Annotated in this window: 26 protein-coding genes, 1 other RNA gene and 1 pseudogene; 20 read left to right on the top strand and 8 right to left on the bottom strand. The window is 64.4% G+C overall.

Features of this window, described 5'->3' with window-relative positions:
• Window positions 1–8 precede the first annotated feature (8 nt).
• Window positions 9–785, top strand: a complete 777-nt coding sequence (locus ACILRC_RS03375; protein ID WP_395667936.1) for an enoyl-CoA hydratase — start codon at window positions 9–11, stop codon at window positions 783–785.
• 64 nt (window positions 786–849) lie between these two features.
• Window positions 850–1,422, top strand: a complete 573-nt coding sequence (locus ACILRC_RS03370; RefSeq protein ID WP_395667935.1) for a TMEM165/GDT1 family protein — start codon at window positions 850–852, stop codon at window positions 1,420–1,422.
• A 110-nt stretch (window positions 1,423–1,532) separates the two neighbouring features.
• Here ACILRC_RS03370 and arfB read toward each other — a convergent pair whose 3' ends face one another.
• A complete protein-coding gene (gene arfB / locus ACILRC_RS03365) occupies window positions 1,533–1,967 on the bottom strand; it encodes an alternative ribosome rescue aminoacyl-tRNA hydrolase ArfB (RefSeq protein WP_395667934.1) in 435 nt (144 codons plus the stop codon).
• Window positions 1,968–2,015: 48 nt separating this feature from the next.
• On the opposite strand from arfB, the gene ACILRC_RS03360 reads away from it, so the two are divergent.
• Together ACILRC_RS03360 and ACILRC_RS03355 are read left to right on the top strand one after the other, a co-directional pair.
• The gene (locus ACILRC_RS03360; protein WP_395667933.1) at window positions 2,016–2,168 is read left to right on the top strand and encodes a hypothetical protein; all 153 of its coding nucleotides are present in this window, start codon (window positions 2,016–2,018) and stop codon (window positions 2,166–2,168) included.
• Between the two features lie 7 nt (window positions 2,169–2,175).
• Window positions 2,176–2,649, top strand: a complete 474-nt coding sequence (locus ACILRC_RS03355) for a thioesterase family protein (RefSeq protein ID WP_395667932.1) — start codon at window positions 2,176–2,178, stop codon at window positions 2,647–2,649.
• A gap of 40 nt (window positions 2,650–2,689) precedes the next feature.
• Here ACILRC_RS03355 and ACILRC_RS03350 read toward each other — a convergent pair whose 3' ends face one another.
• Window positions 2,690–3,163: an acyl-CoA thioesterase gene (locus ACILRC_RS03350; protein ID WP_395667931.1), complete on the bottom strand. Its 474-nt coding sequence runs from the start codon at window positions 3,161–3,163 to the stop codon at window positions 2,690–2,692.
• A gap of 39 nt (window positions 3,164–3,202) precedes the next feature.
• Here ACILRC_RS03350 and ACILRC_RS03345 point away from each other — a divergent pair, with 39 nt between their 5' ends.
• The 6 genes from ACILRC_RS03345 to htpX all read left to right on the top strand — a co-directional run bounded on the left by ACILRC_RS03345 (window position 3,203) and on the right by htpX (window position 9,218).
• On the top strand, window positions 3,203–5,095 hold the full coding sequence (locus ACILRC_RS03345; protein WP_395667930.1) for an ABCB family ABC transporter ATP-binding protein/permease: 1,893 nt from the start codon (window positions 3,203–3,205) through the stop codon (window positions 5,093–5,095).
• Between the two features lie 19 nt (window positions 5,096–5,114).
• Window positions 5,115–5,390, top strand: coding sequence for a TfoX/Sxy family protein (locus ACILRC_RS03340; protein WP_395667929.1), 276 nt, complete (start codon window positions 5,115–5,117; stop codon window positions 5,388–5,390).
• A 42-nt stretch (window positions 5,391–5,432) separates the two neighbouring features.
• Window positions 5,433–6,398 (top strand): LysR substrate-binding domain-containing protein, encoded by a 966-nt coding sequence (locus tag ACILRC_RS03335; protein WP_395667928.1) that lies wholly within the window; start codon window positions 5,433–5,435, stop codon window positions 6,396–6,398.
• On the top strand, window positions 6,395–7,438 hold the full coding sequence (gene pyrC / locus ACILRC_RS03330) for a dihydroorotase (RefSeq protein ID WP_395667927.1): 1,044 nt from the start codon (window positions 6,395–6,397) through the stop codon (window positions 7,436–7,438). The genes ACILRC_RS03335 and pyrC overlap by 4 nt, the downstream gene beginning before the upstream one ends.
• Window positions 7,417–8,274, top strand: coding sequence for a DUF3025 domain-containing protein (locus tag ACILRC_RS03325; RefSeq protein ID WP_395667926.1), 858 nt, complete (start codon window positions 7,417–7,419; stop codon window positions 8,272–8,274). The genes pyrC and ACILRC_RS03325 overlap by 22 nt, the downstream gene beginning before the upstream one ends.
• Window positions 8,275–8,342: 68 nt before the next feature.
• Complete coding sequence (gene htpX / locus ACILRC_RS03320) at window positions 8,343–9,218, top strand: protease HtpX (RefSeq protein ID WP_395667925.1); 876 nt, start codon at window positions 8,343–8,345, stop codon at window positions 9,216–9,218.
• A gap of 173 nt (window positions 9,219–9,391) precedes the next feature.
• Here htpX and ACILRC_RS03315 read toward each other — a convergent pair whose 3' ends face one another.
• On the bottom strand, window positions 9,392–11,233 hold the full coding sequence (locus ACILRC_RS03315) for an NAD(P)/FAD-dependent oxidoreductase (protein WP_395667924.1): 1,842 nt from the start codon (window positions 11,231–11,233) through the stop codon (window positions 9,392–9,394).
• A gap of 125 nt (window positions 11,234–11,358) precedes the next feature.
• Between ACILRC_RS03315 and ushA the strand changes: the two genes are divergently transcribed.
• A complete protein-coding gene (ushA, locus tag ACILRC_RS03310; protein ID WP_395667923.1) occupies window positions 11,359–12,993 on the top strand; it encodes a bifunctional UDP-sugar hydrolase/5'-nucleotidase UshA in 1,635 nt (544 codons plus the stop codon).
• A gap of 18 nt (window positions 12,994–13,011) precedes the next feature.
• On the opposite strand, the gene cysK is transcribed toward ushA, so the two are convergent.
• Window positions 13,012–13,929 carry a cysteine synthase A gene (gene cysK, locus ACILRC_RS03305; protein WP_395667922.1) on the bottom strand — a complete coding sequence of 306 codons (918 nt, stop codon included), beginning with the start codon at window positions 13,927–13,929 and terminating at the stop codon, window positions 13,012–13,014.
• 133 nt (window positions 13,930–14,062) lie between these two features.
• On the opposite strand from cysK, the gene rnpB reads away from it, so the two are divergent.
• An RNA gene (rnpB, locus tag ACILRC_RS03300) (RNase P RNA component class A) lies at window positions 14,063–14,425 on the top strand.
• 66 nt (window positions 14,426–14,491) lie between these two features.
• Window positions 14,492–14,920 (top strand): CBS domain-containing protein, encoded by a 429-nt coding sequence (locus ACILRC_RS03295; protein ID WP_395667921.1) that lies wholly within the window; start codon window positions 14,492–14,494, stop codon window positions 14,918–14,920.
• A gap of 29 nt (window positions 14,921–14,949) precedes the next feature.
• Here the strand turns inward: ACILRC_RS03295 and ACILRC_RS03290 are convergent, their stop codons facing one another.
• Together ACILRC_RS03290 and ACILRC_RS03285 are read right to left on the bottom strand one after the other, a co-directional pair.
• Entirely contained in the window at window positions 14,950–15,726 is a 777-nt protein-coding gene (locus tag ACILRC_RS03290; RefSeq protein ID WP_395667920.1) for an RNA pseudouridine synthase, read from the bottom strand.
• 119 nt (window positions 15,727–15,845) lie between these two features.
• Window positions 15,846–16,793 (bottom strand): annotated as a pseudogene (locus ACILRC_RS03285) (MBL fold metallo-hydrolase); the annotation flags it as partial.
• A 193-nt stretch (window positions 16,794–16,986) separates the two neighbouring features.
• Between ACILRC_RS03285 and ACILRC_RS03280 the strand changes: the two are divergent.
• From ACILRC_RS03280 to ACILRC_RS03260, 5 genes are read left to right on the top strand one after another with little or no spacing between them, the layout of a single operon-like run.
• On the top strand, window positions 16,987–17,880 hold the full coding sequence (locus ACILRC_RS03280) for an amino acid ABC transporter substrate-binding protein (RefSeq protein WP_395667919.1): 894 nt from the start codon (window positions 16,987–16,989) through the stop codon (window positions 17,878–17,880).
• A gap of 32 nt (window positions 17,881–17,912) precedes the next feature.
• Complete coding sequence (dapF, locus tag ACILRC_RS03275) at window positions 17,913–18,815, top strand: diaminopimelate epimerase (protein ID WP_395667918.1); 903 nt, start codon at window positions 17,913–17,915, stop codon at window positions 18,813–18,815.
• Between the two features lie 5 nt (window positions 18,816–18,820).
• Window positions 18,821–19,519 carry a DUF484 family protein gene (locus ACILRC_RS03270; RefSeq protein ID WP_395667917.1) on the top strand — a complete coding sequence of 233 codons (699 nt, stop codon included), beginning with the start codon at window positions 18,821–18,823 and terminating at the stop codon, window positions 19,517–19,519.
• Window positions 19,520–19,524: 5 nt separating this feature from the next.
• A complete protein-coding gene (locus ACILRC_RS03265; RefSeq protein WP_395667916.1) occupies window positions 19,525–20,493 on the top strand; it encodes a tyrosine recombinase XerC in 969 nt (322 codons plus the stop codon).
• 34 nt (window positions 20,494–20,527) lie between these two features.
• On the top strand, window positions 20,528–21,553 hold the full coding sequence (locus ACILRC_RS03260; protein ID WP_395667915.1) for a pirin family protein: 1,026 nt from the start codon (window positions 20,528–20,530) through the stop codon (window positions 21,551–21,553).
• A gap of 21 nt (window positions 21,554–21,574) precedes the next feature.
• On the opposite strand, the gene ACILRC_RS03255 is transcribed toward ACILRC_RS03260, so the two are convergent.
• Both ACILRC_RS03255 and ACILRC_RS03250 read right to left on the bottom strand, forming a co-directional pair.
• Window positions 21,575–22,618 (bottom strand): NAD(P)H-dependent flavin oxidoreductase, encoded by a 1,044-nt coding sequence (locus ACILRC_RS03255; protein WP_395667914.1) that lies wholly within the window; start codon window positions 22,616–22,618, stop codon window positions 21,575–21,577.
• Window positions 22,619–22,817: 199 nt separating this feature from the next.
• Window positions 22,818–24,002 (bottom strand): Acg family FMN-binding oxidoreductase, encoded by a 1,185-nt coding sequence (locus ACILRC_RS03250; protein WP_395667913.1) that lies wholly within the window; start codon window positions 24,000–24,002, stop codon window positions 22,818–22,820.
• 88 nt (window positions 24,003–24,090) lie between these two features.
• Here ACILRC_RS03250 and ACILRC_RS03245 point away from each other — a divergent pair, with 88 nt between their 5' ends.
• Both ACILRC_RS03245 and ACILRC_RS03240 read left to right on the top strand, forming a co-directional pair.
• Window positions 24,091–25,011, top strand: a complete 921-nt coding sequence (locus tag ACILRC_RS03245) for a LysR family transcriptional regulator (RefSeq protein WP_395667912.1) — start codon at window positions 24,091–24,093, stop codon at window positions 25,009–25,011.
• Window positions 25,008–26,189: a class I SAM-dependent rRNA methyltransferase gene (locus ACILRC_RS03240; protein ID WP_395667911.1), complete on the top strand. Its 1,182-nt coding sequence runs from the start codon at window positions 25,008–25,010 to the stop codon at window positions 26,187–26,189. Before ACILRC_RS03245 ends, ACILRC_RS03240 begins: the two co-directional genes overlap by 4 nt.

Below are 26,189 nucleotides of genomic sequence, written 5' to 3'. Positions count from 1 at the left end.
GACGCCCCATGCCAAATGACACCCAAGACATCCTGATCGACACCACCGATGCGGTCATGACCATCACCCTCAACCGGGTCGACAAGAAAAACTCTTTCACCCAGGCGATGTACGGCGTCTGCGCCGATGCGCTGGCCAGCGCTGCCGCCGATCCATCCGTGCGCACTGTGGTCATCCAGGGCCATGTGACGGTCTTTAGCGCAGGCAACGACATCGGCGACTTTCTAAAAGGTGGTGCCGCCACCGCGGACGCGCCGGTGTTTCGGTTTTTGCGCGAGATTGCCGCCTTTCCCAAACCGCTGGTGGCAGCGGTCTGCGGCCCGGCGGTGGGCGTGGGCACCACCTTGCTGTTCCACTGCGACTTGGTGGTGGCTGGCGACAACGCGGCGTTCTCCATGCCCTTTGTCAACCTGGGCCTGTGTCCCGAGGCGGCCAGCAGCCTGATTGCGCCGCAGATGATGGGCTACCACCGCGCCGCCGAGGCCTTGCTGCTGGGCGAGCCCTTCATGGCCGAGGCCGCACTGGAGGTCGGTTTGGTCAACCGCATTGTTCCGCCCACCGAGGCCAATGCAGCGGCTCAGGCGCTGGCTGCCAAGCTGGCGGCCAAGCCACTGTCCTCGCTGGTGGAAACCAAGCGCTTGATGAAGCTCGGCCAAACGCCCGCCGTGCAAGCGCGCATGATGGAGGAGGCCACCAGCTTTGGCCGCATGCTGCGCGAGCCCGCCGCGCGGGAGGCGTTCACCGCCTTCATGGAAAAACGCAAGCCCGATTTCAGCAAACTCTGACCTAGCGCACAGAACCGCGCGGGGCGGGCTGGCATGATGGCGTCCCTTTGCGTTGGGACCTTGCATGGAAGCCCTGTTCATTTCCACCGGTGTGGTGGCCCTGGCCGAGATCGGCGACAAAACCCAGCTGCTCGCTTTCATTCTGGCGGCGCGCTTCAAAAAGCCGGTGCCCATCATCTTGGGCATTCTGTGCGCCACCGTGGTCAACCACGCGCTGGCCGGTGCACTGGGTGCGTGGATCACCTCTGTCGTGTCCGCCGATGTGTTGCGCTGGGTCTTGGGCCTGTCTTTTCTGGGCATGGCAGTGTGGACTCTGATCCCCGACAAGATCGAAGAAGAAGAAACCCAAGTGGCCCACAAGCTCGGTGTGTTTGGCGCCACGCTGGTCACTTTCTTTCTGGCCGAGATGGGCGACAAAACCCAGATCGCCACCGTGGCCATGGCCGCGCACTACGCCAGCCCGGTGCTGGTGGTGATTGGAACCACCTTGGGCATGTTGATCGCCGACGTACCCGCAGTATTTGTGGGTGACCGCTTTGCCAACAAGATCCCGATGAAGCTGGTGCACGGCATCGCCGCTGCCATGTTTGCAGTGATGGGCGTGCTGGCACTGCTCAACGTGGGCTCGCTGTTCTAGCGGTACAGCGCCAATCCCAAGTTGCTTCACGGCCTGCATCGGCGGCAGCCGCAGCCACATCGGCAGCGGCAGATGCGCCAGTCCTATGCGCAGGTGCCCCTGGCTTGCAATCAATCAGGCCGCACTTTGCTGCGCCCGGCTTTCACTTCAGAGCGCTGACTTTTCCCGTCACGCCTGCGTTGGCGTGCGCCAAAACTGGGCTGCGTGGCTCGGCGCACCCGTGGTGGTGTGGCTACGCTGTCAACCAGTGCATGCAGGCGCAGCAAGGCATCCATGCGGTTCATGTCCTGGGTGCGGTGCTGCTGGGCCTTGATCACCAACACGCCGTCTTGGGTGATGCGGCTGTCGCGCAAAGCCAGCAGGCGCTCCTTGACTGCGTCGGGCAAGCTCGATGCCGGGATGTCAAAGCGCAGGTGGATCGCACTGGAGACTTTGTTGACGTTTTGACCACCCGCACCTTGCGCGCGGATGGCGCGCAGCTCCACCTCGTCTTCTCGGATGCGCAGCGCAGCAGGTGCAGCGTGGGTGCGTGGGTCGTCACTCATGGGCCCGTATTAAACTGCACGCTCCCACCAACCACCGCGGAGCGCACCATGGCCAAAGGTCAGCAAAAGTCCAACAAGGAAGCCAAGAAGCCCAAAAAGGACAGCACGCCGGCCAAGCCGCTGGGAAGTGGCGTGGGCGAAGCGGTGCGCCCGGTGGTGACCACGGTGGTGATTCCCCGCGGCAAGCTCAAAAACAAGTAAGCAGGGGATGGTTTCTGAGTCCCTGCCTTTGGAACCGGAGTTCCTGCAGAGCCTGACCCGCATTTTTGAGGAAGGCATTGTCTTCAACCGCACACTGGGCTTGAAGATCACTTCCATCCAAGCCCACGAGGTCCGCGCCAGCATAGAGATGCGCAACGAACTGGTGGGCCACTACAGCTACAACCGCATCCACGGTGGCGTCATCAGTGCCGGGCTCGACGCCATGGGCGGCCTGGCTGTGATGGCCGCCATCGGCGCGCGCCACCGCCATGAGAGCATCGAATCGAGGCTGCAGCGTTTTGCCAAGCTCGGCACCATCGATTTGCGCGTCGACTACCTGCGCCCGGGCATCGGCGAGCACTTCGGCTTGCGCGCCGAGGTGATGCGCTTGGGCTCGCGGGTGGCCTCGACCCGCATGGAGTTTTTGGCGGCCGACGGCAAACTGCTCTCTACCGGCTCGGCGGCCTACATCGTCTCGTAGCGCACTGCCCCTTTTCCGTCTCCGACGGGCAGGGGCCGCTTCACTTGGGTATTTCCCGCGGCCTGCCTTGCTCGTCAATGGCCACGTAGGTCAGCGTGGCCTGGGTCACTTTGGCGTACTGCCCTTGGGTCTGGTAGCGCTCGGCATACACCTCCACCTCCACGGTGATGGAGGTGCGCCCGATGTGGCTGACCTTGGAAAAAAAGCTCAGGATGTCCCCCACCCGCACCGGCTGCTTGAAGATGAACTCCTTGACCGCCACCGTGGCCATGCGCCCCTTGGTGTAGCGCGCGGGCACCACCGATCCGGCCAAGTCCACCTGCGCCATCACCCAGCCGCCAAAGATGTCGCCATTGGCGTTGCAGTCAGCCGGCATGGGAATAACTTTGAGCACCAACTCTTGGTCGGTGGGCAGCTGTACCGGGGCTGGCGCCGCGCGCGCGGTAGGCGCGGACTGCGTGCTATCAGTGCGTGGTGTGCCGGACACCGGGGCGGCGTTGGAAGGGGTGGACATGGGCACAATCCTAGGGTTCGCAAACATCGATTGTCGCCCATGCACCCCGGTCACTCCGCCACCCTCACCCCCAGCCCTGCAGCCAGCAGCCCCACTGCCGCGCCCCAGTCCGACTGGGCCACGTTGGGCCGTTTGTTTCCCTATCTGTGGACCTACAAGTGGCGGGTGATCGCGGCGCTGGCCTTCATGGTGGGTGCCAAGGTGGCCAATGTGGGTGTGCCCTTGCTACTGAAAAACTTGGTCGATGCCATGACCTTGAAGCCCGGCGATCCGGCGGCGTTGTTGGTGGTGCCAGCAGCCTTGTTGCTGGGCTACGGTGCTTTGCGTCTGTGCACCTCGCTGTTCACCGAGTTGCGCGAGCTGGTGTTTGCCAAAGCCACCGAGGGTGCTGCGCGCAGCATCTCGCTGCAGGTGTTTCGCCACCTGCACGCGATGAGCCTGCGTTTCCACCTGGAGCGCCAAACCGGCGGCATGACGCGCGACATAGAGCGCGGCACCCGCGGCGTGCACTCGCTCATCAGTTACTCGCTTTACAGCATCATCCCCACGCTGATCGAAGTCACGCTGGTGCTGGGCTTGTTGGCAGTGAAGTTTGATGTGTGGTTTGCCATCATCACGATCATCGCGCTGGCGGTGTACATCGTGTTCACCATCACCGTGACCGAGTGGCGCACCCAGTTTCGCAAGAAGATGAACGAGCTGGACTCCAACGCCAACAGCCGCGCCATCGACTCGCTGCTCAACTATGAGACCGTCAAGTACTTCAACAACGAAGAATTCGAGACCCGGCGCTACGACGAAAACCTGGAGCGCTATCGCCGCGCGGCGGTCAAGAGCCAGACCACACTGAGCATTCTTAACACCGGCCAGCAGCTCATCATTGCCGTGGCGCTGGTTGCCATGCTGTGGCGCGCCACGCAAGGTGTGGTGGAGGGTCGCATGACCTTGGGCGATTTGGTGATGGTCAACGCCTTCATGATCCAGCTCTACATTCCGCTGAATTTTTTGGGTGTGATTTACCGCGAGATCAAGCAAAGTCTGACCGACTTGGAAAAGATGTTCACCCTGTTGGAGCGCGAGCGTGAGATTGCCGATGCGCCGGGTGCCCAGCCACTGCAACTGCGCCCCGGCGAGGTGAGCGTACGCTTTGATCATGTCACCTTTGCCTACGACCCGGCAGGCAGCGCAGGCGCGGCCCAAGACAAGCCTGCGCGCACCATCTTGTACGACATCAGTTTCGAAATTCCGGCAGGCAAAACGGTGGCGGTGGTCGGACCTTCGGGCTCGGGCAAGTCGACGCTGGCGCGGCTGCTGTTTCGCTTTTACGACGTGCAGCAGGGCCGCATTCTGATCGCTGGTCAGGACATCCAGCAGGTCACGCAAGCCTCGGTGCGCCAGGCCATTGGCATCGTTCCGCAAGACACCGTGCTGTTCAACGACACGGTGGAATACAACATCGCCTACGGCCAGCCCGGGTGCAGTCGCGCGGTGGTGGAGGCGGCAGCCAAGGCGGCGCACATCCATGACTTCATCAGCGCAGCGCCCAAGGGCTACGACACCATGGTGGGCGAGCGCGGCCTCAAACTCTCTGGCGGCGAAAAGCAGCGCGTGGCCATCGCCCGCACCCTACTCAAGAATCCGCCGGTGTTGATTTTTGACGAGGCGACTTCGGCGCTGGACTCCGCCAACGAGCGTGCCATCCAAGCCGAGTTGCAAAGCGTGGCGCACAACAAGACCACCTTGGTAATTGCCCACCGTTTGTCCACGGTGGTGGACGCCCACGAAATCCTGGTGATGGACGCCGGACGCATCATCGAGCGCGGCACCCACGCGCAACTTCAGGCCCAAGGCGGGCGCTATTCCCGGATGTGGGCGATGCAGCAAAGCAGCGAACTCGCCATGCCGTCTCCGCAGCAAGCCGCGGCGCCCTGAGCACGCACGAACCCAGACCATGGTCGCATTGCCCAACCTCGGCCCCAAGTCGCAGGAGATGATCTCGCGCAGTGGCATTCACAGCGAGGCGCAGTTGCGCAAGATAGGTGCGGTCGCCGCCTATGTGCGGGTGCTGCAAACCCATCCCACAGCCAGCCTCAACTTGCTGTGGGCGCTGGAGGGCGCACTCACCGGTTTGCCCTGGCAAGAGGTCGCGCGCGATCACCGCACCAGCTTGCTGCTGGCCCTGGAACAGTGCCAAGCGCACGCGGATGGAGAGCACCGCAAAGCCTGAGGGGCGCTGCGCAGACGCAATCCACGGGCGGATAATTCGACGATGGAAACCAAATGGCTTGAAGACTTCGTGTCCCTGGCTGAAACCCGCAGTTTCAGCCGCTCGGCGCAATTGCGCCATGTCACCCAACCCGCGTTTTCACGGCGCATCCAGTCCCTGGAGGCTTGGGCAGGTGCCGACTTGGTGGACCGCAGCTCCTATCCCACGCGACTGACGCCGGCGGGCGAGACGCTGTACGGCCAATCGCTTGAGGTGCTGCAGGCTTTGCAAAGCACCCGCGCCATGCTGCGCGGCCACGCGTCGGCCGGGCAGGACGTGATCGAGTTTGCGGTGCCGCACACGCTGGCGTTCACCTTCTTTCCGGCCTGGGTTAGTAGCCTGCGCGAGAGTTTTGGCACCATCAAGAGCCGCCTGATTGCACTCAATGTGCACGATGCGGTGATGCGTTTGGTCGAGGGAAGCTGCGACCTGCTGATTGCCTACCACCACGACTCGCAGCCCTTCCAGCTCGACAGCGACCGCTACGAAATGGTCAGCCTGGGCGAAGAGACCGTGGCGCCGTACGCGCTGGCCAACGAGCATGGCGCGCCGCTGTTTGTGCTGCCCAGCCGCCAGGACGCACCGCTACCTTACCTGGGGTATGCGCCAGGCGCCTACCTGGGGCTGGTGGTGGAGACGCTGCTGAAGGAATCCGGCGCTGCCATGCACTTGGACCGGGTGTACGAGACCGACATGGCCGAGGGACTCAAGGCCATGGCGCTTGAGGGCCACGGCATTGCCTTCTTGCCCCAAAGCGCCATTCGCAAGGAACTGCGTGCCCGCAAGTTGGTTAGTGCCGTGGGGCCGGGCATGGCGCCTTTGCAAGCCAAGCTGGAAATTCGCGCCTACCGCGAGAAGCCGCTGGGCAAGGAAGCCCACCGCAGCGGCGCCAAGCCTGCCAAAAGCGCTGCGCAGGCGCTGTGGGCGCACCTGCTAAACCACAAACCCGCTGCCAAGGCCGACAGATGACTGCCACCACCACCGTGACCCTTACCCGGCCTGATGACTGGCACCTGCATGTGCGTGATGGCGAGGCCTTGCGCACCGTGGTGCCGCACACGGCCGCCCAGTTTGCCCGCGCCATCATCATGCCCAACCTCAAGCCGCCGGTGACCACCGCCGCGCAGGCGCTGGCCTACCGCGAGCGCATCTGTGCAGCGGTGCCGCTGGGCGTGGACTTTGAGCCGTTGATGACGCTCTACCTCACCGACACTTTGCCGCCCGAGGAAATTGGCCGCGCCGCCCAAGCCGGTGTGGTGGCGGCCAAGCTGTACCCAGCTGGTGCCACCACCCACAGCGACGCCGGTGTGACTGATTTGCGCAAGACCTACCAAACCCTGGAGGCCATGCAAAAGGCGGGCATGCTGCTGCTGGTGCACGGCGAGGTGACCTCCAGCGACATCGACTTGTTTGACCGCGAGGCGGTGTTCATCGACACGCAGCTCATTCCACTGCGGCGCGATTTTCCCGAACTCAAGATCGTGTTCGAGCACATCACCACCCGCGAGGCCGCGCAGTATGTGGCGCAGGCCGACCGCTTCACCGCAGCCACCGTCACTGCGCACCACCTGCTCTACAACCGCAACGCCATCTTTACCGGCGGAATTCGTCCCCACTATTACTGCCTGCCGGTGCTCAAGCGCGAAACCCACCGCTTGGCGCTGGTAGAGGCCGCCACCGGTGGATCGGGCCGCTTTTTCCTGGGGACCGACAGCGCGCCCCACCCCGCGCACCTCAAGGAACACGCTTCGGGCTGCGCTGGTTGCTACACCGCGCATGCCGCCATGGAGCTGTACGCCCAGGCCTTCGATGCGGCTGGCGCGCTAGACCAGCTCGAAGGCTTTGCCAGCTTTTTCGGCCCCGACTTTTACGGCCTGCCGCGTAACACCGGCCGCATCACCTTACGCCGCGAAACTTGGACGCCCCCCGAGAGCTACCCCTTTGGCCAGGCGCAACTCAAACCCTTGGCCGGCGGCGAGCCCCTGGCATGGCGGCTGGTGACGGTCTAGACCTCGACTGGAGCGCTCCCTGGCTTGCGCCTTGGCGCGCCTTGGGCGAGCCGGTTGCGCAGCGCATTCGCGCCGGCCAGAGCTGCGTCCAGGCCCTTAACGCGTTCAACACCGAGCATGGGTTCACGCACCAGCACAAACTCCAGCAAGGGCAGGGGCGAGGGGAGCCGCTCGCGCCTAAGGTGTTCGTTGCGCAATCGCAGTTGCCACCCGGGGTGGCTTATGAGCAGTTCATTTTCGAGACCAGCCAGGTGCCCACCCGCGACGGCTTGCACGACTTTTTCAACGGTCTGTGCTGGATGCGCTTTCCCCACACCAAGTTGCGTCTCAACGCCTTGCAAGCACAGCAGATCGCGCGCACGGGCGTCCAGCCGGTGCGCGGCCCCACCCGCGACGCCTTGACGGTGATCGACGAGAACGCCGCGCTGCTGCAAACACCCGACGTCCTGTGGAACGCGCTGTTGGCCAAGGATTGGCAGGCGGTGTTTGTGACCCACCGGGCTTTGTGGGCGCAGAGCCAGATCGTCTTGTTTGGTCACGCCTTGTTGGAAAAACTGGTGGCGCCGCGCAAAGCCATCACCGCCCATGTGTTGCGCGTGCATACCGACAGCCCCGACCTGACCGATATCGACCGTTGGCTGGCTGGCGCCCTGGATGCAGACCTGCAAGCGGTGGGGCCTATGGCGCACCTGCCGGTGCTGGGGGTTCCGACCTGGTGGCCGGCCAATACCGACCCCGGCTTTTATGCCGATACCAGTGTGTTTCGGCCACCCCGGTCGGCTGCAGGCGCTGGCATTTCCGTACATTCCCCGGGGCATTGCCGCGAAAACGCTTGAAAACGCCAGGGGCCGCCCTAACATGCCCGCCATTGCCGCCAGTGTCGGCGCGCTTATCGAAGGAAACCATGAAACGCATACTCTTGTTTGTCTTGACCAACGTGATGGTGGTCGCCGTGCTGGGTGTGGTGGCCAGCCTGTTGGGGGTCAACCGCTTTCTCACCGCCAATGGCCTGGACCTGGGCGCGCTGCTGGGCTTTGCGCTCATCATGGGATTTGGCGGCGCCATCATTTCCCTGCTGATCAGCAAGCCCATGGCCAAGTGGACTTCGGGTGTGCGCATCATCGATCAGCCGCGAAACGCTGACGAGGCCTGGATTGTGGAGACGGTGCGCCGCTACGCTGACCGGGCCGGCATCGGCATGCCGGAGGTGGGCGTTTTCGAAGGCGCGCCCAACGCGTTTGCTACCGGCGCTTTCAAAAATTCGGCCTTGGTTGCAGTGAGCACGGGTTTGCTCCAAGGCATGACCCGCGAAGAGGTAGAAGCCGTCATCGGCCACGAAGTAGCGCACATTGCCAATGGCGACATGGTCACGATGACGTTGATTCAAGGTGTGATGAACACCTTCGTGGTGTTCTTGAGCCGCCTGATTGGTTACGCCGTGGACAGCTTCCTGCGCAGAAACGACAACTCCAGCAGCGGCCCCGGTATTGGCTACTGGGTCACCACCATCGTGCTCGACATCGTGCTGGGCTTTGCTGCGGCCTTGGTGGTCGCCTGGTTCTCTCGCCAGCGTGAATACCGTGCTGACGCGGGCGCCGCGCAGCTCATGGGTCGCAAGCAGCCCATGGTCAATGCCTTGGCCCGCCTGGGTGGGATGACGCCAGGCGAGTTACCCAAAACCGTGGCCGCGATGGGCATTACCGGTGGCATTGGCCAGTGGTTTAGCACCCACCCGCCGATCGAGAAGCGCATCGCTGCGTTGCAGAACGCGCAGATCTAATCCGCTGGAGTTGAGGGCCGCTGCGCGCACCATCGCGCAGTGGCCCTTTACTTTTTGGAAGCGGTCGGTTCTGCTTTCTCAGGCGGTACTTTTTGTGTGCACCTGCGGCAACTCAGATGCCAAGGACTGACACGTTTGGCCCCAAAGGACAACACCTCCTGGGTTGCGGTGCGTTACACCTTGTTGCCGTCGGACAGCATCGCACGCGCCAGCGCCTCTGCGACCCGGATGCCATCGACTCCCGCCGACAAAATGCCCCCCGCATAGGACGCGCCTTCGCCGGCCGGGTACAGGCCGCGCACATTGGTGCTTTGCAGGTCCTCGCCACGTGGCATTTTTAGTGGTGAAGAGGTTCGTGTTTCCACCCCGGTGAGCACTGCATCGGCCATGTCAAAACCTTTGATCTTTTTTGCAAACACGGGCAATGCCTCCCGGATCGCCTCGATCGCGTAGCCTGGCAGGCTGGCGCTCAGATCGCACAGGCGTACGCCGGGTTTGTAGGAAGGCAGTACGCTGCCCAGAGCATCGGATGCACGCCGCTTCAGATAGTCGCCTACCAATTGGGCGGGCGCCTCGTAGCTGCCCCCGCCCAAGGTGAAGGCAGCGCTTTCCAGCGCACGCTGCAGCACCACGCCAGCCAGCGGGTGCACCTGTTGTGCAAGATCGCCACCGGCCTGCACCGGCGCATTGCGCAGCTCGTGGGCTTGGGCAGCGTAGCGTCGGCCGTCCTGCTCGCCAAAGGCGAACACAAAGCTGGCTTCGTCGTCCGGGTAGTCCTCTGGACCCACACCGACCACGATGCCCGCGTTGGCATTGCGCTCGTTGCGCGAGTACTGGCTCATTCCGTTGGTCACCACCCGACCCGGTTCGCTGGTAGCTGCCACCACGGTGCCGCCGGGGCACATGCAAAAGCTGTACACGGCACGGCCGTTACTAGCGTGGTGCACGAGCTTGTAGTCCGCTGCGCCCAAGGCCGGGTGCCCGGTATGGCGGCCCCAGCGGGCGCGGTCGATCACGCTTTGCGGGTGCTCGATGCGAAAGCCCACCGAAAACGGCTTGGACCGCATCGCCACACCCCGGTCGAACAGCATGGCGAAGGTGTCGCGTGCGCTGTGGCCCAGCGCCATGACCACATGCTGGGCATCCAGGTTGTAGGTACGGTCGCTTTGCAAGTCGTGCACCTGCAGGCCCACGAGTTGGTGCTGGTCCGCTTGGTCGGCGTGCGGTTGCAGCATCACATCGACCAGACGCTGCTCGAACCGCACTTCACCACCCAGCGCAATGATTTGGGCGCGTAGGTTTTCCACCACCTTGACTAGCTTGAAGGTGCCGATGTGTGGATGGGCCTCGTACAAAATCTCCGCCGGCGCACCCGCCTGCACAAACTCCTGCATCACCTTGCGGCCCAAAAAGCGTGGGTCTCGGATTTGGCTCCACAGCTTGCCGTCTGAAAACGTGCCCGCACCGCCCTCGCCAAACTGCACATTGCTGTGCGGATCCAGCCGTTTTTTGCGCCACAGACCCCAGGTGTCCTTGGTGCGCTCGCGCACCGTGCGGCCGCGTTCAAGCACGATGGGCTTGAAGCCCATTTGCGCCAACAGCAGCGCGGCAAACATGCCGCAGGGGCCAAAACCCACCACCACCGGACGCTGCGCCAGCTGCGTTGGTGCCTGCGCGCAGAGCCGATATGCCATATCGGGGCTGGCGCTGATGTGCGGGTTGCCCGCGTGTTGGCGCAGCAGTTGCGCTTCCAGGGCTGTGGGCAGCGTGATGTCTGCGATGTACACCACCACCAGATCGGCCTTGCGCGCATCAAAGCTACGCTTGAACACCTGCAGTTGTTCGATCTGCGCTGGTTTGACGCTCAAGGCGATGGCCGCCAGCCGGGTGAGTTCGGCCAGCGGGTGAGGTGCGGGTGCGCGGTCCGCCTCGGTTTCGGACGGTGCATCGGCAGCGCGCCGCGCGTCCACCGGTAGGGCAGAGAGTGGGAGTTTGAGTTCGGAGAGGCGAATCACGGTGGGCTCGTGGCAATCAAGCAACGGGCGATGATAAAGGGCGCCCCTTGTCGCCACCGTGGACGGCGCGCGGCGTGCGCCAGTGATTAACATGGGTCACCCCCAACTACCAACCCGATCCCACCATGCAGTTCACCAAGTTTTCAGTGCTCGCGCTTGCCGCGCTGCTCGCCGCATGCAGCAGCGTGCCCGTGGCCGGCCCCGCCAAAGACACCACCTACCGCATCACCATCTTGCACACCAACGACCACCACGGGCGCTTTTGGCAAAACAACGACGGCGAATACGGTATGGCGGCCCGGCGCACTTTGGTGCAGTCGATCCGCGCCGAAGTGGCCGCCCAAGGTGGCTACAGCTTGTTGCTTGACGGTGGCGATGTAAACACCGGCGTGCCGGAGTCGGACTTGCAAGATGCGGTCCCCGACTTTCGGGCCATGAACCTGCTGGGCTACGACGCGATGGCGGTGGGAAACCACGAGTTCGACAAGAGCCCCATCGTGCTCAAAATGCAGCGCGATCTGGCCACCTTCCCGATGCTCTCGGCCAACATTTACCGCCAGGGCCAGCGCATGTTCGACCCCTACAAGATGTTCAACCTCGGCGGCGTGCGGGTCGCAGTGATGGGGCTGACCACCGAAGACACCAAGAAAATGGTGCACCCTGACAACATTCGCGATATCGAGTTTCGCAACCCTATTGGCGAAGCCGCCAAACTGGTGCCCGAACTGCGCGCCAAAGCCGACGTGGTGATTGCCGCCACCCACATGGGCCATTTTGAAAACGGTAACCGCGGCACCCAGTCCGAGGGCGACGTAGAGATGGCGCGCGCTGTCAAGGGCATCGATTTGGTGGTGGGTGGCCACACCCAAAACCCCGCCTGCATGAAAGCGCCCAATGTGGTGGACCGCGCCTACGTTCCGGGTGCCGAATGCACCCCAGACCGCCAAAATGGCGCATGGATCGTGCAGGCGCACGAGTGGGGCAAGTATGTGGGGCGGGCCGATTTTGAGTACCGCAATGGCAGCTTCACCTTGGTCAAGTACGCACTGATTCCGGTCAACCTCAAGAAGCCAGTCAAGGGCGCCGACGGCAAGACCACCCTGGTGCACTACACCGCGCCGATTGCCGAAGACAAGGAAATGCTGGCGCTGCTCACCCCCTACCGTGAGTTTGGTCAGCAAAAACTGCTGGTCGAAATCGGCAGCACCGACGCCAAGCTCGAGGGCGACCGCGCAGTCATTCGCAGCAAGCCGGCGGTCATGGGCGTGCTGGTGGGTGAGTCGATGGTGGCCAAAACCCGTGCCGACTTCGCGGTAGTGAACGCCGGTGGCGTGCGCGACTCCATGCCTGCGGGCAAGCTCACTTACAAAGACGTGCTCAAGGTGCAGCCCTTTGGCAACACCATCGCGGTGGTGGACCTGACCGGTGCCGAGGTGCTGCAGTACCTCAATGCGGTGGCAAAAATGAGTGCAGGTTCGGGCGGCTTCGCGCAGTTTGCTGGCATCCGCTTGCGCATTGCCGGTGGCAATGTGACCGAGGCGCGCGTGCGCGGTCAGCTGATTGATCCCGGCAAAACCTACCGCATGGCGGTCAACAACTTCATTGCCGCGGGCGGCGACGGTTATCCCAAACTCACGGGCCTGCCCAGCTACGTGGACACCGGTTTTGCGGACGCCGATGTGCTGCGCGAGTTCATCGCCAACAAGAGCCCCCTCAAGGCTGCTGACTACGAGCCGGGTGACAGCGTGGTGCGCAACTGAGCAAGCGCGCCGCGCCGTTTAGCTGGGCAGAAAACCTTCAACCGAGAGGTAACGCTCGCCGGTGTCGTAGTTGAAGCCTAGCACGGTGGCACCCGGGGCGATCTCGGGTAGCTTCTGCGCAATCGCTGCCAAGGTGGCGCCGCTGGAAATGCCCACCAGCAAGCCCTCTTCGCGCGCGCTCCTGCGGCCGTATTCGCGTGCCGCTTCGGCGTCCACCTGGATCACGCCGTCGAGCAAGTCCACCAGCAAGTTTCTGGGAACGAAGCCAGCGCCAATGCCCTGGATGGGGTGGGGCGAAGGCGCGCCACCGCTGATCACCGGGGAAGCTGAGGGCTCTACCGCATACACCTTGAGTGCGGGCCATTTGCGTTTGAGCACCTGGGCCACGCCGCTCAAGTGGCCGCCGGTGCCCACGCCGGTGATGATGACGTCAATGCCCTCGGGAAAGTCGTTCTGGATTTCGAGTGCGGTGGTGCGTGCATGCACGTCGATGTTGGCGGGGTTTTCGAACTGCTGGGGAATCCAGGCCCCGGGGGTTTGGGCCGCGAGTTCTTGGGCGCGGGCGATGGCGCCTTTCATGCCTTTTTCGCGCGGCGTCAGATCAAACGATGCGCCGTAGGCCAGCATCAGGCGACGCCGCTCGATGCTCATGCTGTCGGGCATCACCAAGATGAGCTTGTAGCCCTTGACCGCTGCCACCAGCGCCAAACCCACACCGGTGTTGCCCGAAGTGGGTTCGATGATGGTGGCACCGGGTTGGAGCGCACCGCTGCGCTCCGCGGCCTCCACCATCGCCAGGGCGATACGGTCCTTGATCGAGCCGCCGGGGTTGGCGCGCTCGGACTTGACGAACACCTGATGGGTGCCGCCGAACAGCTTGTTGATGCGGATGTGGGGGGTGTTGCCAATGGACTGCAGAACGTTGTCAAAGCGCATGGTGACTCCTTCGGTGTGGGCGGTGCCAGGATGATGGTGGGCTTGCCATTCTGTGCCAAGCGACTGCGTGCCTGGGTTATATGAATATGGGGCCGCGCCGGGTGGCCGCTGCCTGCCGCGATAATGCGCCCGTGGAGCTCGCCAGACCACCGCTGGTGCAAAGCTGGAAACAGCGCACTGGAGGAACGTCCGGACTGCACAGGGCAGCGTAGCAGCTAACGGCTGTCCACCGACAAGCCGCAAGGCCCTAAGGTGAGGATCAGAGCAACAGAGACGAGCCGATTGAGTTCGGGTGAAACGGGCAATCTCTACGCGCAGCAATACCAAGTAGGCACACGCAAAGCGCGGCGGTTCGCCGCAGCGCCATGACCGCGGCCCGCGGAGTGTGCGGGTAGGTAGCATCGAGCCGTTTGGGCGACCAGCGGCCCAGAGTAATGGTGGTCACATGCGGGGAAACCCGCATGCACAGAATCCGGCGTACCGGCGAGCTTCACACTTTTCAAGCTGAATTTGCGTTATGGTTGACAGCACTTTGACCAACCCCGCACTGTGAGGAGAAACCATGCGCACCGTCTCAGAACTGATGAGCAAACGCAATGACCAGATTTGGAGCGTGGGTCCGCAGAGCAGCGTGTTTGACGCGTTGCAAGTCCTCGCGGACCACGACGTGGGTGCGCTGATGGTGTTGGACAAGGGAAAGCTGGTGGGCGTGTTTTCAGAGCGCGACTACACCCGCAAGATTGCACTCGCGGGCCGGTCCTCCAAAGACACCCGAGTGGCAGACATCATGACCAGCCAGGTGCTGACGGTGACCGCCCACACCCGGACCCGCGACTGCATGGCACTGATGAGCCAAAAGAAGATTCGCCACCTCCCGGTCATGGATGGCGACACACCGATTGGCATGATTTCGATTCGCGACATCATGGACGACATCATCTCCGACCACGAGCTGACGATCAGCCAGCTGCAAAGTTACATCGCGTCCTGAACGCCTGGGCTGTTCGCGCCAGCCTGGCCCTAAAACTTCTCTAACGGCGACAGGTAGCGCCACTGCCCTGGCGGCAAATCGCGCAGCAGCACCCGCCCCAAGCGGATGCGGCGCATCGCCAGGGGTTGCAAGCCTGCCCGGTCGCACAGGTGCGCGGCCAAGCCCGGGTGCGCACCTTTGATGGCAAAGCGCAGAGTGCTGCGCGCGGGCGTGCTGCTGCTCACACTGAACTTGGTCAGGGGCAAAGGATTGCGCTCGTTCTTGAGCGCGCGGGCGATGTTTTGCAAAGCCTCGTTCGGTATCGCTCCCGCCACATCCACCAGCACTTCATGTTCCATCGAGGCCATGTCTTCCGAAAGCTTGCGCCGCGTGCGCCAGTCTTGGGTGAATACCAACAGACCGCTTGCGCCAGATTCGAGCGGGACCAGCGCGTCCAATCGGTCCAAGTGCCGCACGAGCGGCCGAATGCCCGATGCATCTTGCGCCCAATGGTGTGCCAACGTCAGCAAGCTGCGGCTGTCTTTCGCCTGGAGTCCGCCTTGGTCATACACCCCGTCCTGCCAGCCTGCGGGCTTGTGCAGGATGACGGTAATTTGCGTAGCGTCTTGTAGTGTGGCGTCGGGGTCGACCACGACGGTCTGGTGCCGCACCCGCAACTGAGGCGTTTGCACGACAGCCCCATCGACCTGCACCCAGCCATCCGTGATGTATTGCTCGGCCTGTGCGCGCGAGCAGGCTTTGAGTTGCATGACCCGCTTGGACAGGCGCTCACCCGCATCGGCGCTGGCGGGCGTCTTGCTGGCCATGGCGCTGGCGGGTCGAGACGTTTGCGGGTTGGTCGGGGGCCTATGCGCAGGTCGGGTGGGCCGGGATGCTGGAGCGACTCGGGGGGCACCAAGGGTGCGTACCCTGGGGTTGGCGCCGGTCATGGCGTGCGCCCGGCTGGGCGTGCCGCTGGTGCGGTGGTCGTCGCGCAGCAGGGCGCGGTTTGCAGCGCAGTGATGCGCTCCACATGGGCGATCAGCGAGCGTTTGGCCACCGGCCAGATGCGCGGGTGCACATCGTCGTAGGCCAGCGGGAGCCAGGCGTCGGGGCCGCCTTGAGGGTTCGCTTGCATCACAGCGGAGATCTTGGCTTCGCGCTTGAGGCGGTGCGCGGTCAGCGCTGCAATGGCCTGTGGAGCATCGGCCATCACATGCCCGTGCGCGGGCAGGATGAACTGCACGTCCAGCTCGGTACACAGGGTATGCAGTAGGTTGAGCGAATCGATGTACTGCGCCATGTTGCCGTCGGGCGGGTCGACCACGGTGGTGCTGCCGTTGAGCACATGGTCGCCGGAAAACAGCAGCCCATCTTCGAGCAGCAGCAAACACAGGTGGTTCGCGGCGTGGCCGGGGGTGTGGACGACTTGCAGGGTGTGGACGGTCCGGGTGCTATCCCCAACCGACAAAGCTGCGACCTCGCTTCGCGGTGCCAGCAGTAGACGCTCGCCGTGGTGTAGCGCACGGTCGGGTACGAAAACGCTGGCAGCCCGCGCCGTGGGGGCGGACGGCAGTCCGAGGATGGGTGGCGTGTGGCCTGCGCTAGCGCACAGGGCTTGCAGCGGGGCGGCACCGGGTGCGTGGTCTGGGTGTGAGTGGGTGCACACCACCGCGCGGATGTTGCCGCCTTGGCCATCCGGGTACACCGCGGCGGCCCACAGGCGCTGCACATGTAAGGCGTCGGCCGGGCCGGGGTCGATCACCACAAAGCCGGTCTCGGCACCGCCCACCAAGTAACTGTTGGTGCCTGGGCCGGTCATGACGCCGGGGTTGGGCGCGGTCAGGCGCAGCACATTCTTCAGCAAGGCCACCGGCGCATCGCATTGCCAGTCGGTAGGTGGGGGCATGGGGCCGGAGTCGGCGTCGCGCAGCGCGGTCAGGGTTTGGGAGGGTCGAACCATCCGGCGATTTTGCACCTGCTGCACCAAGCTGTGCGCGGCGTACGTTTTGCACTGCCTGGCATACGTACTTACTGCACGATGGGCCCCGGCCGCAGCCACTGCGGCAGTCACTGAAAGGTCTTGTATGCAGCAAAAAACCAGTTGGTCATTGGTGGCGTGCGCAATGTTGGCGGTGGCGGCGCCACCGACCCACGCTGACACCGTGTTGGAGCGGGTGGCCCATGGCGGCACCCTGAACCTCGGCTACCGCGATGCCTCGGTGCCTTTCTCTTATCTGGACGGCAGCGGCAGGCCGGTGGGTTACGCGGTGGACCTGTGTCTGGCCATTGCAGAGGCCATTCGCATCAAGACCGGCGCCAAGGATATGAAGATCGCCATGGTGCCGGTCACATCCGTCAACCGCATCGCCTCGGTGGTTCAAGGCAAGGTGGACCTGGAGTGCGGTTCGACCACCAACAACGCCGAGCGCCGCACCCAAGTTGCCTTTGCCATTCCCCACTTCATCACCGGTGCGCGTTTGATGGTGCGCGCCGAGAACCCGGCCACCAGGCTGGAGGACTTGCGAGGCAAAACGGTGGTGTCCACGGCGGGCTCCACGCCGCTCAAGGCGCTGGTGCAAGCCAACCGCGACCGGTTGCTGCGGCTCACCATCGTCGAAGCGCCAGACCACCAGAAAGCGGTCGAGATGGTCGAGAACGGCAAGGCTGAGGCATTTGCCATGGACGATGTGCTTCTGTTTGGCTTGCGTGCCGGCCGCGACAAGCCCGAAGCGCTCAAGATCATCGGGAAGTTCTTGACCACCGAGGCCTTGGCCATCGCAATGCCAAAGAACGATCCAGAGCTCAAAAAAGTCGTTGACGGCACATTGCGCGCGTTGATTTACTCCAAGCAGATTCAGGCCATGTATGCCAAGTGGTTTGCCAGCCCGATTCCGCCCAAGAGCGCGGTGCTGAATTTGCCCGAGAGTTACCTGTTGCGCGAGTATTGGGCCTATCCCACCGATTTCGTGCCAATGTAAGCTGCCGGGCAAAGCGGGCCGATAATTGCGCCATGCGAATCCAGTTCACCAAAATGCAGGGCGCAGGCAACGACTTTGTGGTGCTTGACGAAACCCGAGGTCGCTTGGGTCTGAGCGCCGCCCAGTACCGCTTCTTAGGGGACCGCCATTTTGGAGTGGGCGCAGACCAAATTCTCTCGGTGCGGCCTTCGCCCGCCGAGGGCATCGACTTCGAATACATCATCCACAACGCCGACGGCCAAGAAGTCGAGCAATGCGGCAACGGCGCACGATGCTTTGCCCGCTTTGTCCGCGACCGCGGACTGACCAGCAAAGACACCATCCGCGTGCAAACCCGCAAGGGCGTTATCGCACCGCGCTTGGGCGCTGACGGCCAAGTCACGGTCGATATGGGTGTGCCGATTTTTGCGCTCTCGGACATCCCGTTTGACGGCACCGGCTTGCGCCACCAAGTTGCCCAGGGTGACTGGGGTCAATGGCTTGTGCCCCTCACGGGGGATGCAGCCCAAGCTGCCGAGGTGGTGCTCGCCGCCGTGTCCATGGGCAATCCGCATGCAGTGATTCAGGTGGCCGACACCGAGCGCATCGAAGTGGCCCGCTTGGGCGCCCTGGTGCAAGCCAGTGGCCGCTTTCCACAAGGGGTCAATGTGGGTTTCATGCAGGTGCAAAGCCGCACACAGATCCGCTTGCGGGTGTTTGAGCGCGGTGTAGGCGAAACTTTGGCCTGCGGGACAGGTGCCTGTGCCGCTGCCGTGGCGGGCATGCGCTTGGGACTGATCGATTCCAGTGTGCAGGTGCACACCCACGGCGGAGTGCTCACCATTGCCTGGGCCGGTCTGGGTGCATCGGTGTGGATGAGCGGCCCAGCCACCACTGTGTTTCAAGGCGAAATTGACGTCCCTGACCATCCCAGCCTATCGATGTATTCGGATTGATTCCCATGACCCATCCTCTGAACCAAAGCCTAACCAACCCGATCACCGAGGACGACATCGCCCACTACCTGGGTAACACCCCCGACTTCTTTGCGCGCCACGCCGAGCTGCTGGCCGCAGTGCAACTGAGCAGCCCGCACGGCCACCGCGCCGTAAGCCTGCAGGAGCGCCAAGCCGAGTTGCTGCGCGAAAAAATCAAGCTGCTTGAGCAACGCATGATGGACATGCTGCGCAACGGCAACGACAACCTGCTGCTGCAAGACAAGATCGTGCGCTGGGCCAGCGCGCTGCTCAAGAGCACCGACCCATCGGCGCTGCCAGCGCAGATCGCTTCTGAGATCGCGTCGCAGTTTGCGGTGCCCCAAGTGGGCTTGCGGGTGTGGGGCGTGGCCCCGGCCTTTGCCGACCAACCGTTTGCGCAAGGCGCAAGCGATGATGCCAAGGGGTTTGCCAGCGCTTTGGTGGAGCCGTTTTGTGGCCTCAACACCGGCTTCGAGGCGGTGCAGTGGCTGCCCGAGCCGACTGCCGTCACCTCGCTGGCGCTGATTGCTCTGCGCAACGGGCCTGCGGGCGAGGCCAACCCGGCCTTTGGCATGCTGGTGCTGGCCTCTGGTGACCCCCAGCGTTTTGCCAGCGGCATGGGCACCGACTTTCTGGCCCGCATCGGCCATTTGGCAAGCGCCGCGCTCGCACGACTGCAGTAGCTGCCATGCAGGTCGCCGCCGACGACAACGCGCTGGTTGAGCAGTACCTGGAGCATGTGCGCGTAGAAAAGCGGCTGGCAGCGCGCACCGTCGAGTTGTATGCGCTCGATCTGCACAAGCTGCAGGCCTGTGCGGCACAAGCGCATGTGGCCCTGTGCAATGTCAGAAACCAGCACATCCGACGCTGGGTGGCGCAGATGCACAGCGCGGGACGCAGCGGGCGCGGCATCGCACTGATTTTGTCGGGCTGGCGCGGCTTCTACACCTGGCTGGGTCGCGCCGGCCTGGTCGCCTCCAACCCGGTGCAAGACGTGCGCGCACCCAAAGCGCCCAAGCCCTTGCCCAAAGCCCTGGCGGTGGACGATGCGGTGCACCTGGCCAACCATGTGACCGACGACGACCCCTGGCTGGAGGCGCGTGATGCTGCCATCGTCGAGCTGCTGTACGGCAGCGGCTTGCGTGTGGGCGAGCTGGTGGGCCTGGATGTGCAGGCCAGCAGCACGGCCCAAGGTTGGATCGATCTGCAGGCCGCGCAGGCCCATGTGCTGGGCAAAGGTGCCAAGCGCCGCACCGTGCCGGTAGGCAGCGTCGCCTTGCGTGCGCTGCAGCGCTGGCTTCAAGTGCGCGGCGAGGGTGGCACAGCGCAGGGCGAGACCCTGGCGCTTTTTTGTGGCCGCAACGCCACCCGCCTGACTGCCCAATCGGTGTGGCAACGGCTGCGTAGGCGCAGCCTGCTTGCGGGCACCGCGGCTCCGGTGCATCCGCACATGCTGCGCCACTCGTTTGCCAGCCACCTGCTACAAAGCAGCGGCGATTTGCGCGCGGTGCAGGAGCTGCTGGGCCACGCCAACATCAGCACCACGCAGGTCTACACCCGCCTGGATTTTCAGCATCTGGCCAAGGCCTACGACGCAGCCCACCCGCGCGCCAAATCTCGGCCCCGTGCGCCATCGGACTCCGGTTCCAAAAGTTAGCCAGTTCCAACTCCCTAGCGCCAGGAGGCCTGCCATGTCCAAGTCACCCATCGTGTCGGTTGCGCCGCTGTCCTTCCCTTGGCAGACCCTCGATCCATTTTTGTTCTGCGTACACCACCACGACAACTACCCGGCGGGCGATGCGCGTATGGCGCCGGTGGCGTCCTTGGCCGGGCGCGACCTGGGGCAGGACTTCTCGGGCAAGGACGGTTGGAGCATGTACCACGGACAGACGGTGCCAGGCTTTCCGACGCACCCGCACCGTGGGTTTGAGACGGTGACCATCGTGCGCCAGGGTCGCATTGACCACGCCGACTCGGCCGGTGCCACCGCGCGCTTTGGTGATGGCGATGTGCAGTGGCTCACCGCAGGCCAAGGCATCGTGCACTGCGAGATGTTTCCGCTGCTGCACACCGATGCGCCCAACCCGACCGAGCTGTTCCAAATCTGGCTCAACCTGCCAGCCAAGAACAAGATGGCCGCGCCGCACTTCACCATGTTCTGGAGCGAAGACATTCCCCGCCAAACCGCCACCGACGCCAACGGGCTGCACACGCACATCGCCTGCATTGCCGGCACCCTGACCGGCGCGCGCTGCCTGCCCGCGCCGCCCGACTCTTGGGCCAGCGACCCCAGCGCCGATCTGGCCATCCTCACCTTGGCTATGGCGCCCGGCGCGCGCTGGACTTTGCCTGCGGCGCAGAGCGCCCAGACGCGGCGGCAGCTGTACTTTTTCAAGGGCGCGCAACTCACGCTGGCCGGGCAGATCCTGCCCAGCGCGACGGTGGTGGAGGTGGCGGGCGACCAGGCGGTGGAACTGGAAAACGGTGCCGAACCAGCCGAGTTGCTGCTGCTCCAAGGCCGCCCCATTGGTGAGCCGGTGGCGCAGTACGGCCCGTTTGTGATGAATACCCAACAAGAAATTCAGCAGGCCTTTGCCGACTACCGCCGCACCGGTTTTGGCGGCTGGCCCTGGCCCGCCAGCGACCCGGTGCACCCGCGCGGGCAAGGGCGCTTTGCGCTGCATCCCGATGGGCGGCGCGAGTCCCGCGACGCCTGAGCCAGGCGGCTGGCGGCTGGCCTAGCTGTTGTCCAAGCCCGCCAGCCTGCGCGTCATCTGCCCCGCTGTAATCGCGGCACAGCCCGATACGTCCTCCCCGGCCCACAAGGGAGAGAAGTCGCTACTGCCCTGGCGTTCGGCGGCTTGGCGCAAGGGCAGCGAGGCCGCTGCGGCTGTGGGGAAGGCGGGCGCCAAGGGGTTGATGGGGCCCAACTCGCGCACCATCCGATTCACGATGCCGCGCGCCGGGCGTCCGGTGAACACATTGGTGAGCGCAGTGCGGTGGGCGGCGTCGCTTTGCAAGGCGGCGCGGTGCACCGCGCTGGTGGTGGCCTCGTCGCACAAGAGGTAAGCGGTGCCCACCTGCGCTGCGCACGCGCCCGCTGCCAGCACTGCCGCCACGCCCTGCGCATCGGCAATGCCACCCGCAGCCACCACCGGCACGTCCACCGCCGCCAGCACCTGGGGCAGCAGGGTCCACAAGCCGGTTTGCGACGCCAAGTCCTCGGTCAAAAAGATGCCCCGGTGTCCGCCTGCCTCCACACCCTGGGCGATGATGGCATCCGCCCCGTGCGCCTGCAGCCAAAGCGCCTCCTCCACCGTGGTGGCCGAGGAAAGCACCTTGGCCCCGCAGCGCTTGACCTGGGCCACCAACTCAGGCGCGGGCAGGCCAAAGTGAAAGCTCACCACCGCCGGCGCAAACGCGCACACCAGGTCGGCCATGGTGCGGTTAAAGGGCAGCCGCGCAGGCGCGTTCGCCAGTGCGCTAGCGTCTACGCCCCACTGCGTGTAATAGGACGCAAACTGCGCCGCCCAGGACTGCTCGCGCGCAGCGTCGGGTGGCGCTGGGAGATGGCAAAAAAAGTTGAGGTTGAAGCGCGCCTGCTGGTGGACCCGCAAGACCTGCAGCTCGGCCTCTAAAGCGGCGGGCGACAGCATGGCGCAAGGCAAGGAACCCAAGCCCCCCGCCTGCGCTACCGCAATCGCCAAAGCCGAGCCCTGCACGCCGGCCATGGGCGCTTGGATGATGGGGAGCGGGGTTTCGAACGGGTTGCTGGGGTGCATGGGCTAGGCTCGGTTGGCTCGGTTGGAACCATACCACCTAGTGCGCAAAGAGTTGGCCCTGGGGCCTCGTTCCGCCTTGTGTCAGCCATGCCGCTTGAACTCTGACCACCGTTGGCGCTGCACAGCGTGCATGTGATCGCCATCGTGCAGCCCGCGACCTGCCGCCCTCGATTTCGCTTCGCAACTTTCCTCTCGCATTTCAGGCCTGAATGAAATTTCCTAACCGCCGCCTGGGCGACGGTGTCACCGGTTGCGCGTAGCCGATGCGGGTCCACATTTGCACCGTCTCGGCCGGGCGCGTGGCGCCGAGCAGGGCGTGGGCGTCGGCGTAGGGCTGGCGTTGCTCGGGGTACTCTTGCAATGCTTGGGACAGCGGGTGCATCGACAGGCCCAGCGCGGTGGCGGCCAGTTGCAGGCGCACGTAGGCGCGGCCTGCGTTCACCTGGGTGATGCGGTCGTTGCCTGTGCTGGTCAGCCACACAAAGCCGGGTGTGGTGGCCAAGTTGTTCTCAAAACTGCTGATCTGGCTGGTGGTGGCATAGGCGTCGGCGGCGGGGGCGGTGCTGCGGTCGAGCAGACCGAAGCGGTTGAGCAGCACGACCTTGGTGTCCAACAGCGAGATGCCGTCGCGGTGCTGTGCAATCTCGTCGGCGCCCACCCGCAGCAACTCGTAGGACTCCATGACGGTGCGCGGCGTGGTCAGCTCGATGCGCCAGGCTTGCGCCGCCAGCTTGCGGTGGGCGTCTAGCGCAGCGGCTTGCGCGCTGCCCACATAGCCCAGACGCAGGCCGGGTGCGCGCGCTGCCTCGGTCAGCGTTTGCCAGGCCGCGTCGGGCACCGGGCGACCGATGTCATACGCGCCGCGGTGGGTGTGGCGCAGCAGCGCCTGGGCGAACAGCGGGTCCTTCTGCACGCTGGCGTCGGGCTCCAAACGGATGCGGGCCACGGGGCGGGCGTCCACGTTCTGCGCGCTGTGCGCGCCTTCGGGAAACAGGCTGATGTCGGCTCGGAGCCCGCGCGCTTTGGCGGCCAAGTCGAGCAGCTCCAAAAAGGTGCCCTGGCTCAGCATGATCTGGCGCGAGAGCGGGTCGGTGTGGGGCAACAGGCGCTTGACGTCGCAGCGCAACACGATCTCGTTGTCGCGCTGCAGGTCGACCACCCAGGATTGCAGGTTGTGCGCATGCGGCGCCAGGATGGCGTAGGACAGGATCCAGCGGCGCACATCGGTGTTGGCCAGTTCGGGTGCCGGGCCCTTCCAGGCCTCGACGGCGCTCTCGGGCATGGTCGGGCTGCAGCCGCTCAAACCCATCGATGCCAGTGGTGCCAGCGTGGCTGCTGCGATGAAGCCGCCGCCGCTGACGCGCAAAAAGTTTCTGCGTTGCATGGTGTTCCTTCGTAGTCGTGGTGGTTGCCATTGTGGGAAGCCCATGGGGACTCCACAATGCCGAATTGCCCACACCAGCTATGCACCTATGAAGACCCCCAGAGCGCACCCGCAGCCCCCCAAAGCGTTTGACTGGAGCCTGGTCCGCTCTTTTCTGGCGGCCTTGGACCACGGCACGTTGTCGGGCGCCGCGCGTGCGCTCAAGGTGGGTCAGCCCACACTCGGGCGGCATGTGGCCGAGCTGGAAAGCCAATGGGGTGTGGTGCTGTTTGAACGCACCGGTCGCGGACTGGCGCCCACGCCGGTTGCGCTGGCCTTGGCCGCTGCCGCGCGCGACATGGAGGCCGGGGCCTTGCAGCTCTCGGGCGTGTTGTCCGGCGCGCACACCGCGCTCGGAGGCACGGTGCGCATCACCGCCAGCGAGCCGGTGGCCCATTACCTCCTGCCGCCGGCGCTGGCCGCGCTGCGCTTGGCGCACCCCGAGATCGCGCTGGAGCTGGTCGCCAGCAACCAGGTGAGCAACCTGCTGCGCCGCGAGGCCGATATTGCACTGCGCATGGTGCGGCCCGACCAAAGCTCGCTGGTGGCCCGCAAGTTGGGCGATGTGGGCCTAGGTGCGTACGCCCACCCCAGCTACCTGGCGCGCCGCGGTACGCCGCACACGGCCGCCGACCTGTTGCAGCACGACCTGGTGGGCGGCGACACCGATGCCACCATTGTGGAAGGCTTTGCCGCCTTGGGCGTGCCCGTCGCGCGCGAGGCCTTTGTGTTTCGCAGCGACGATCTGGTGCTGCAGTGGCAGGCGGTGCGCGCAGGCTTAGGGATTGGTTTTCTCGCGCACTACCTGGCGCGCACCGACCCGGTGGTGCAGCGTGTCTTGCCCGATGCGCTGACCATCCCGCCGCTGCCGATGTGGTTGGTGGTGCACCGCGAGATTCGCAGCAGCCCGCGCATCCGTTTGGTGTTTGACTATTTTGCGCGCACCCTGCCAGCGACAATCAGCGCATGAAGTCCATCCGCCTGCGCGCCGGCAAAGAGCGCTCTCTGTTACGCCACCACCCTTGGATTTTTGAGTCCGCCATCGCCAAAGGCGGCGGCGACAGTGGCGAGACGGTGCGCGTCGAGTCAGCCGAGGGCCATTTTTTGGCCTGGGCGGCGTTCAGCCCCAGCTCCAAAATCCGCGCCCGCGCGTGGAGTTTTGATGCCAACCAACGCATCGATGCCGGGTTTTTTCAGGCGGCGGTGGCGCGCGCGGTGCGGGCCCGGGCGCGCCTGGATGTGCGCAGCAACGGCGTGCGACTGATTCACGGCGAGTCCGACGGCCTGCCCGGCCTGGTGGTGGACCGCTATGGCGACACGCTGGTGGCGCAGTTTGGCGCAGCCGGAGTAGAGCGCTGGAAAGATGTGCTGGCCGACGCGGTGCTCGCCGAGACCGGCCTGACCCGGCTCTACGAGCGCTCCGACGCTAGCAGCCGTGCATTGGAAGGCCTGGGCGAACGCACTGGCTGGCTGCGCGGCAGCGGCACGCTGGACCTGGAGCTGCAAGAGCACGATTGGACCTTGGCCTTGAACATTGCCGAGGGCCACAAAACCGGTTTTTACCTGGACCAGCGCGACAACCGCAAAAAGTTTGCAGAGGCGGTGCACCGCCTGCAATTGCAGCGCGTACTCAACTGTTACTGCTACACCGGTGGCTTCACCGTGGCAGCACTCGCGGGCGGGGCCGCGCACGTCACTTCCATCGACTCCAGCGGCCCGGCTTTGGCCTTGGCGGCGGCCAATGTGGCGCGCAACGGTTTTGATGCAAGCCGCACCAGCTTTTTGGACGCCGACGTCAACGCCTCGCTGCGCCGCTTTGCCGAGGATGGCCGCAGCTTCGACGCGATTGTGTTAGACCCGCCCAAATTCGCGCCCACCGTGGCCCATGCTGAGCGCGCTGCGCGCGCCTACAAAGACATCAACCGACTGGCCTTCAAATTGCTGGAGCCGGGTGGGGTGCTTTACACCTATTCTTGCTCGGGTGGCATCAGCGCCGACCTGTTCCACAAAATCGTGGCCGGCGCGGGTTCGGACGCGGGGGTGGACGGTTTCATCACCGAGCGTCTGAGCGCCGCCCCCGACCACCCCATGACCATTGCCTTTCCCGAGGGCGAGTACCTTAAGGGGCTGGTCATCCTGCGCCGTTAA

The sequence above is a fragment of the Rhodoferax sp. genome (genome assembly GCF_044236835.1).
Lineage (GTDB): Bacteria > Pseudomonadota > Gammaproteobacteria > Burkholderiales > Burkholderiaceae_C > Allorhodoferax.
This window is presented reverse-complemented; position numbering and strand designations above follow the sequence as displayed.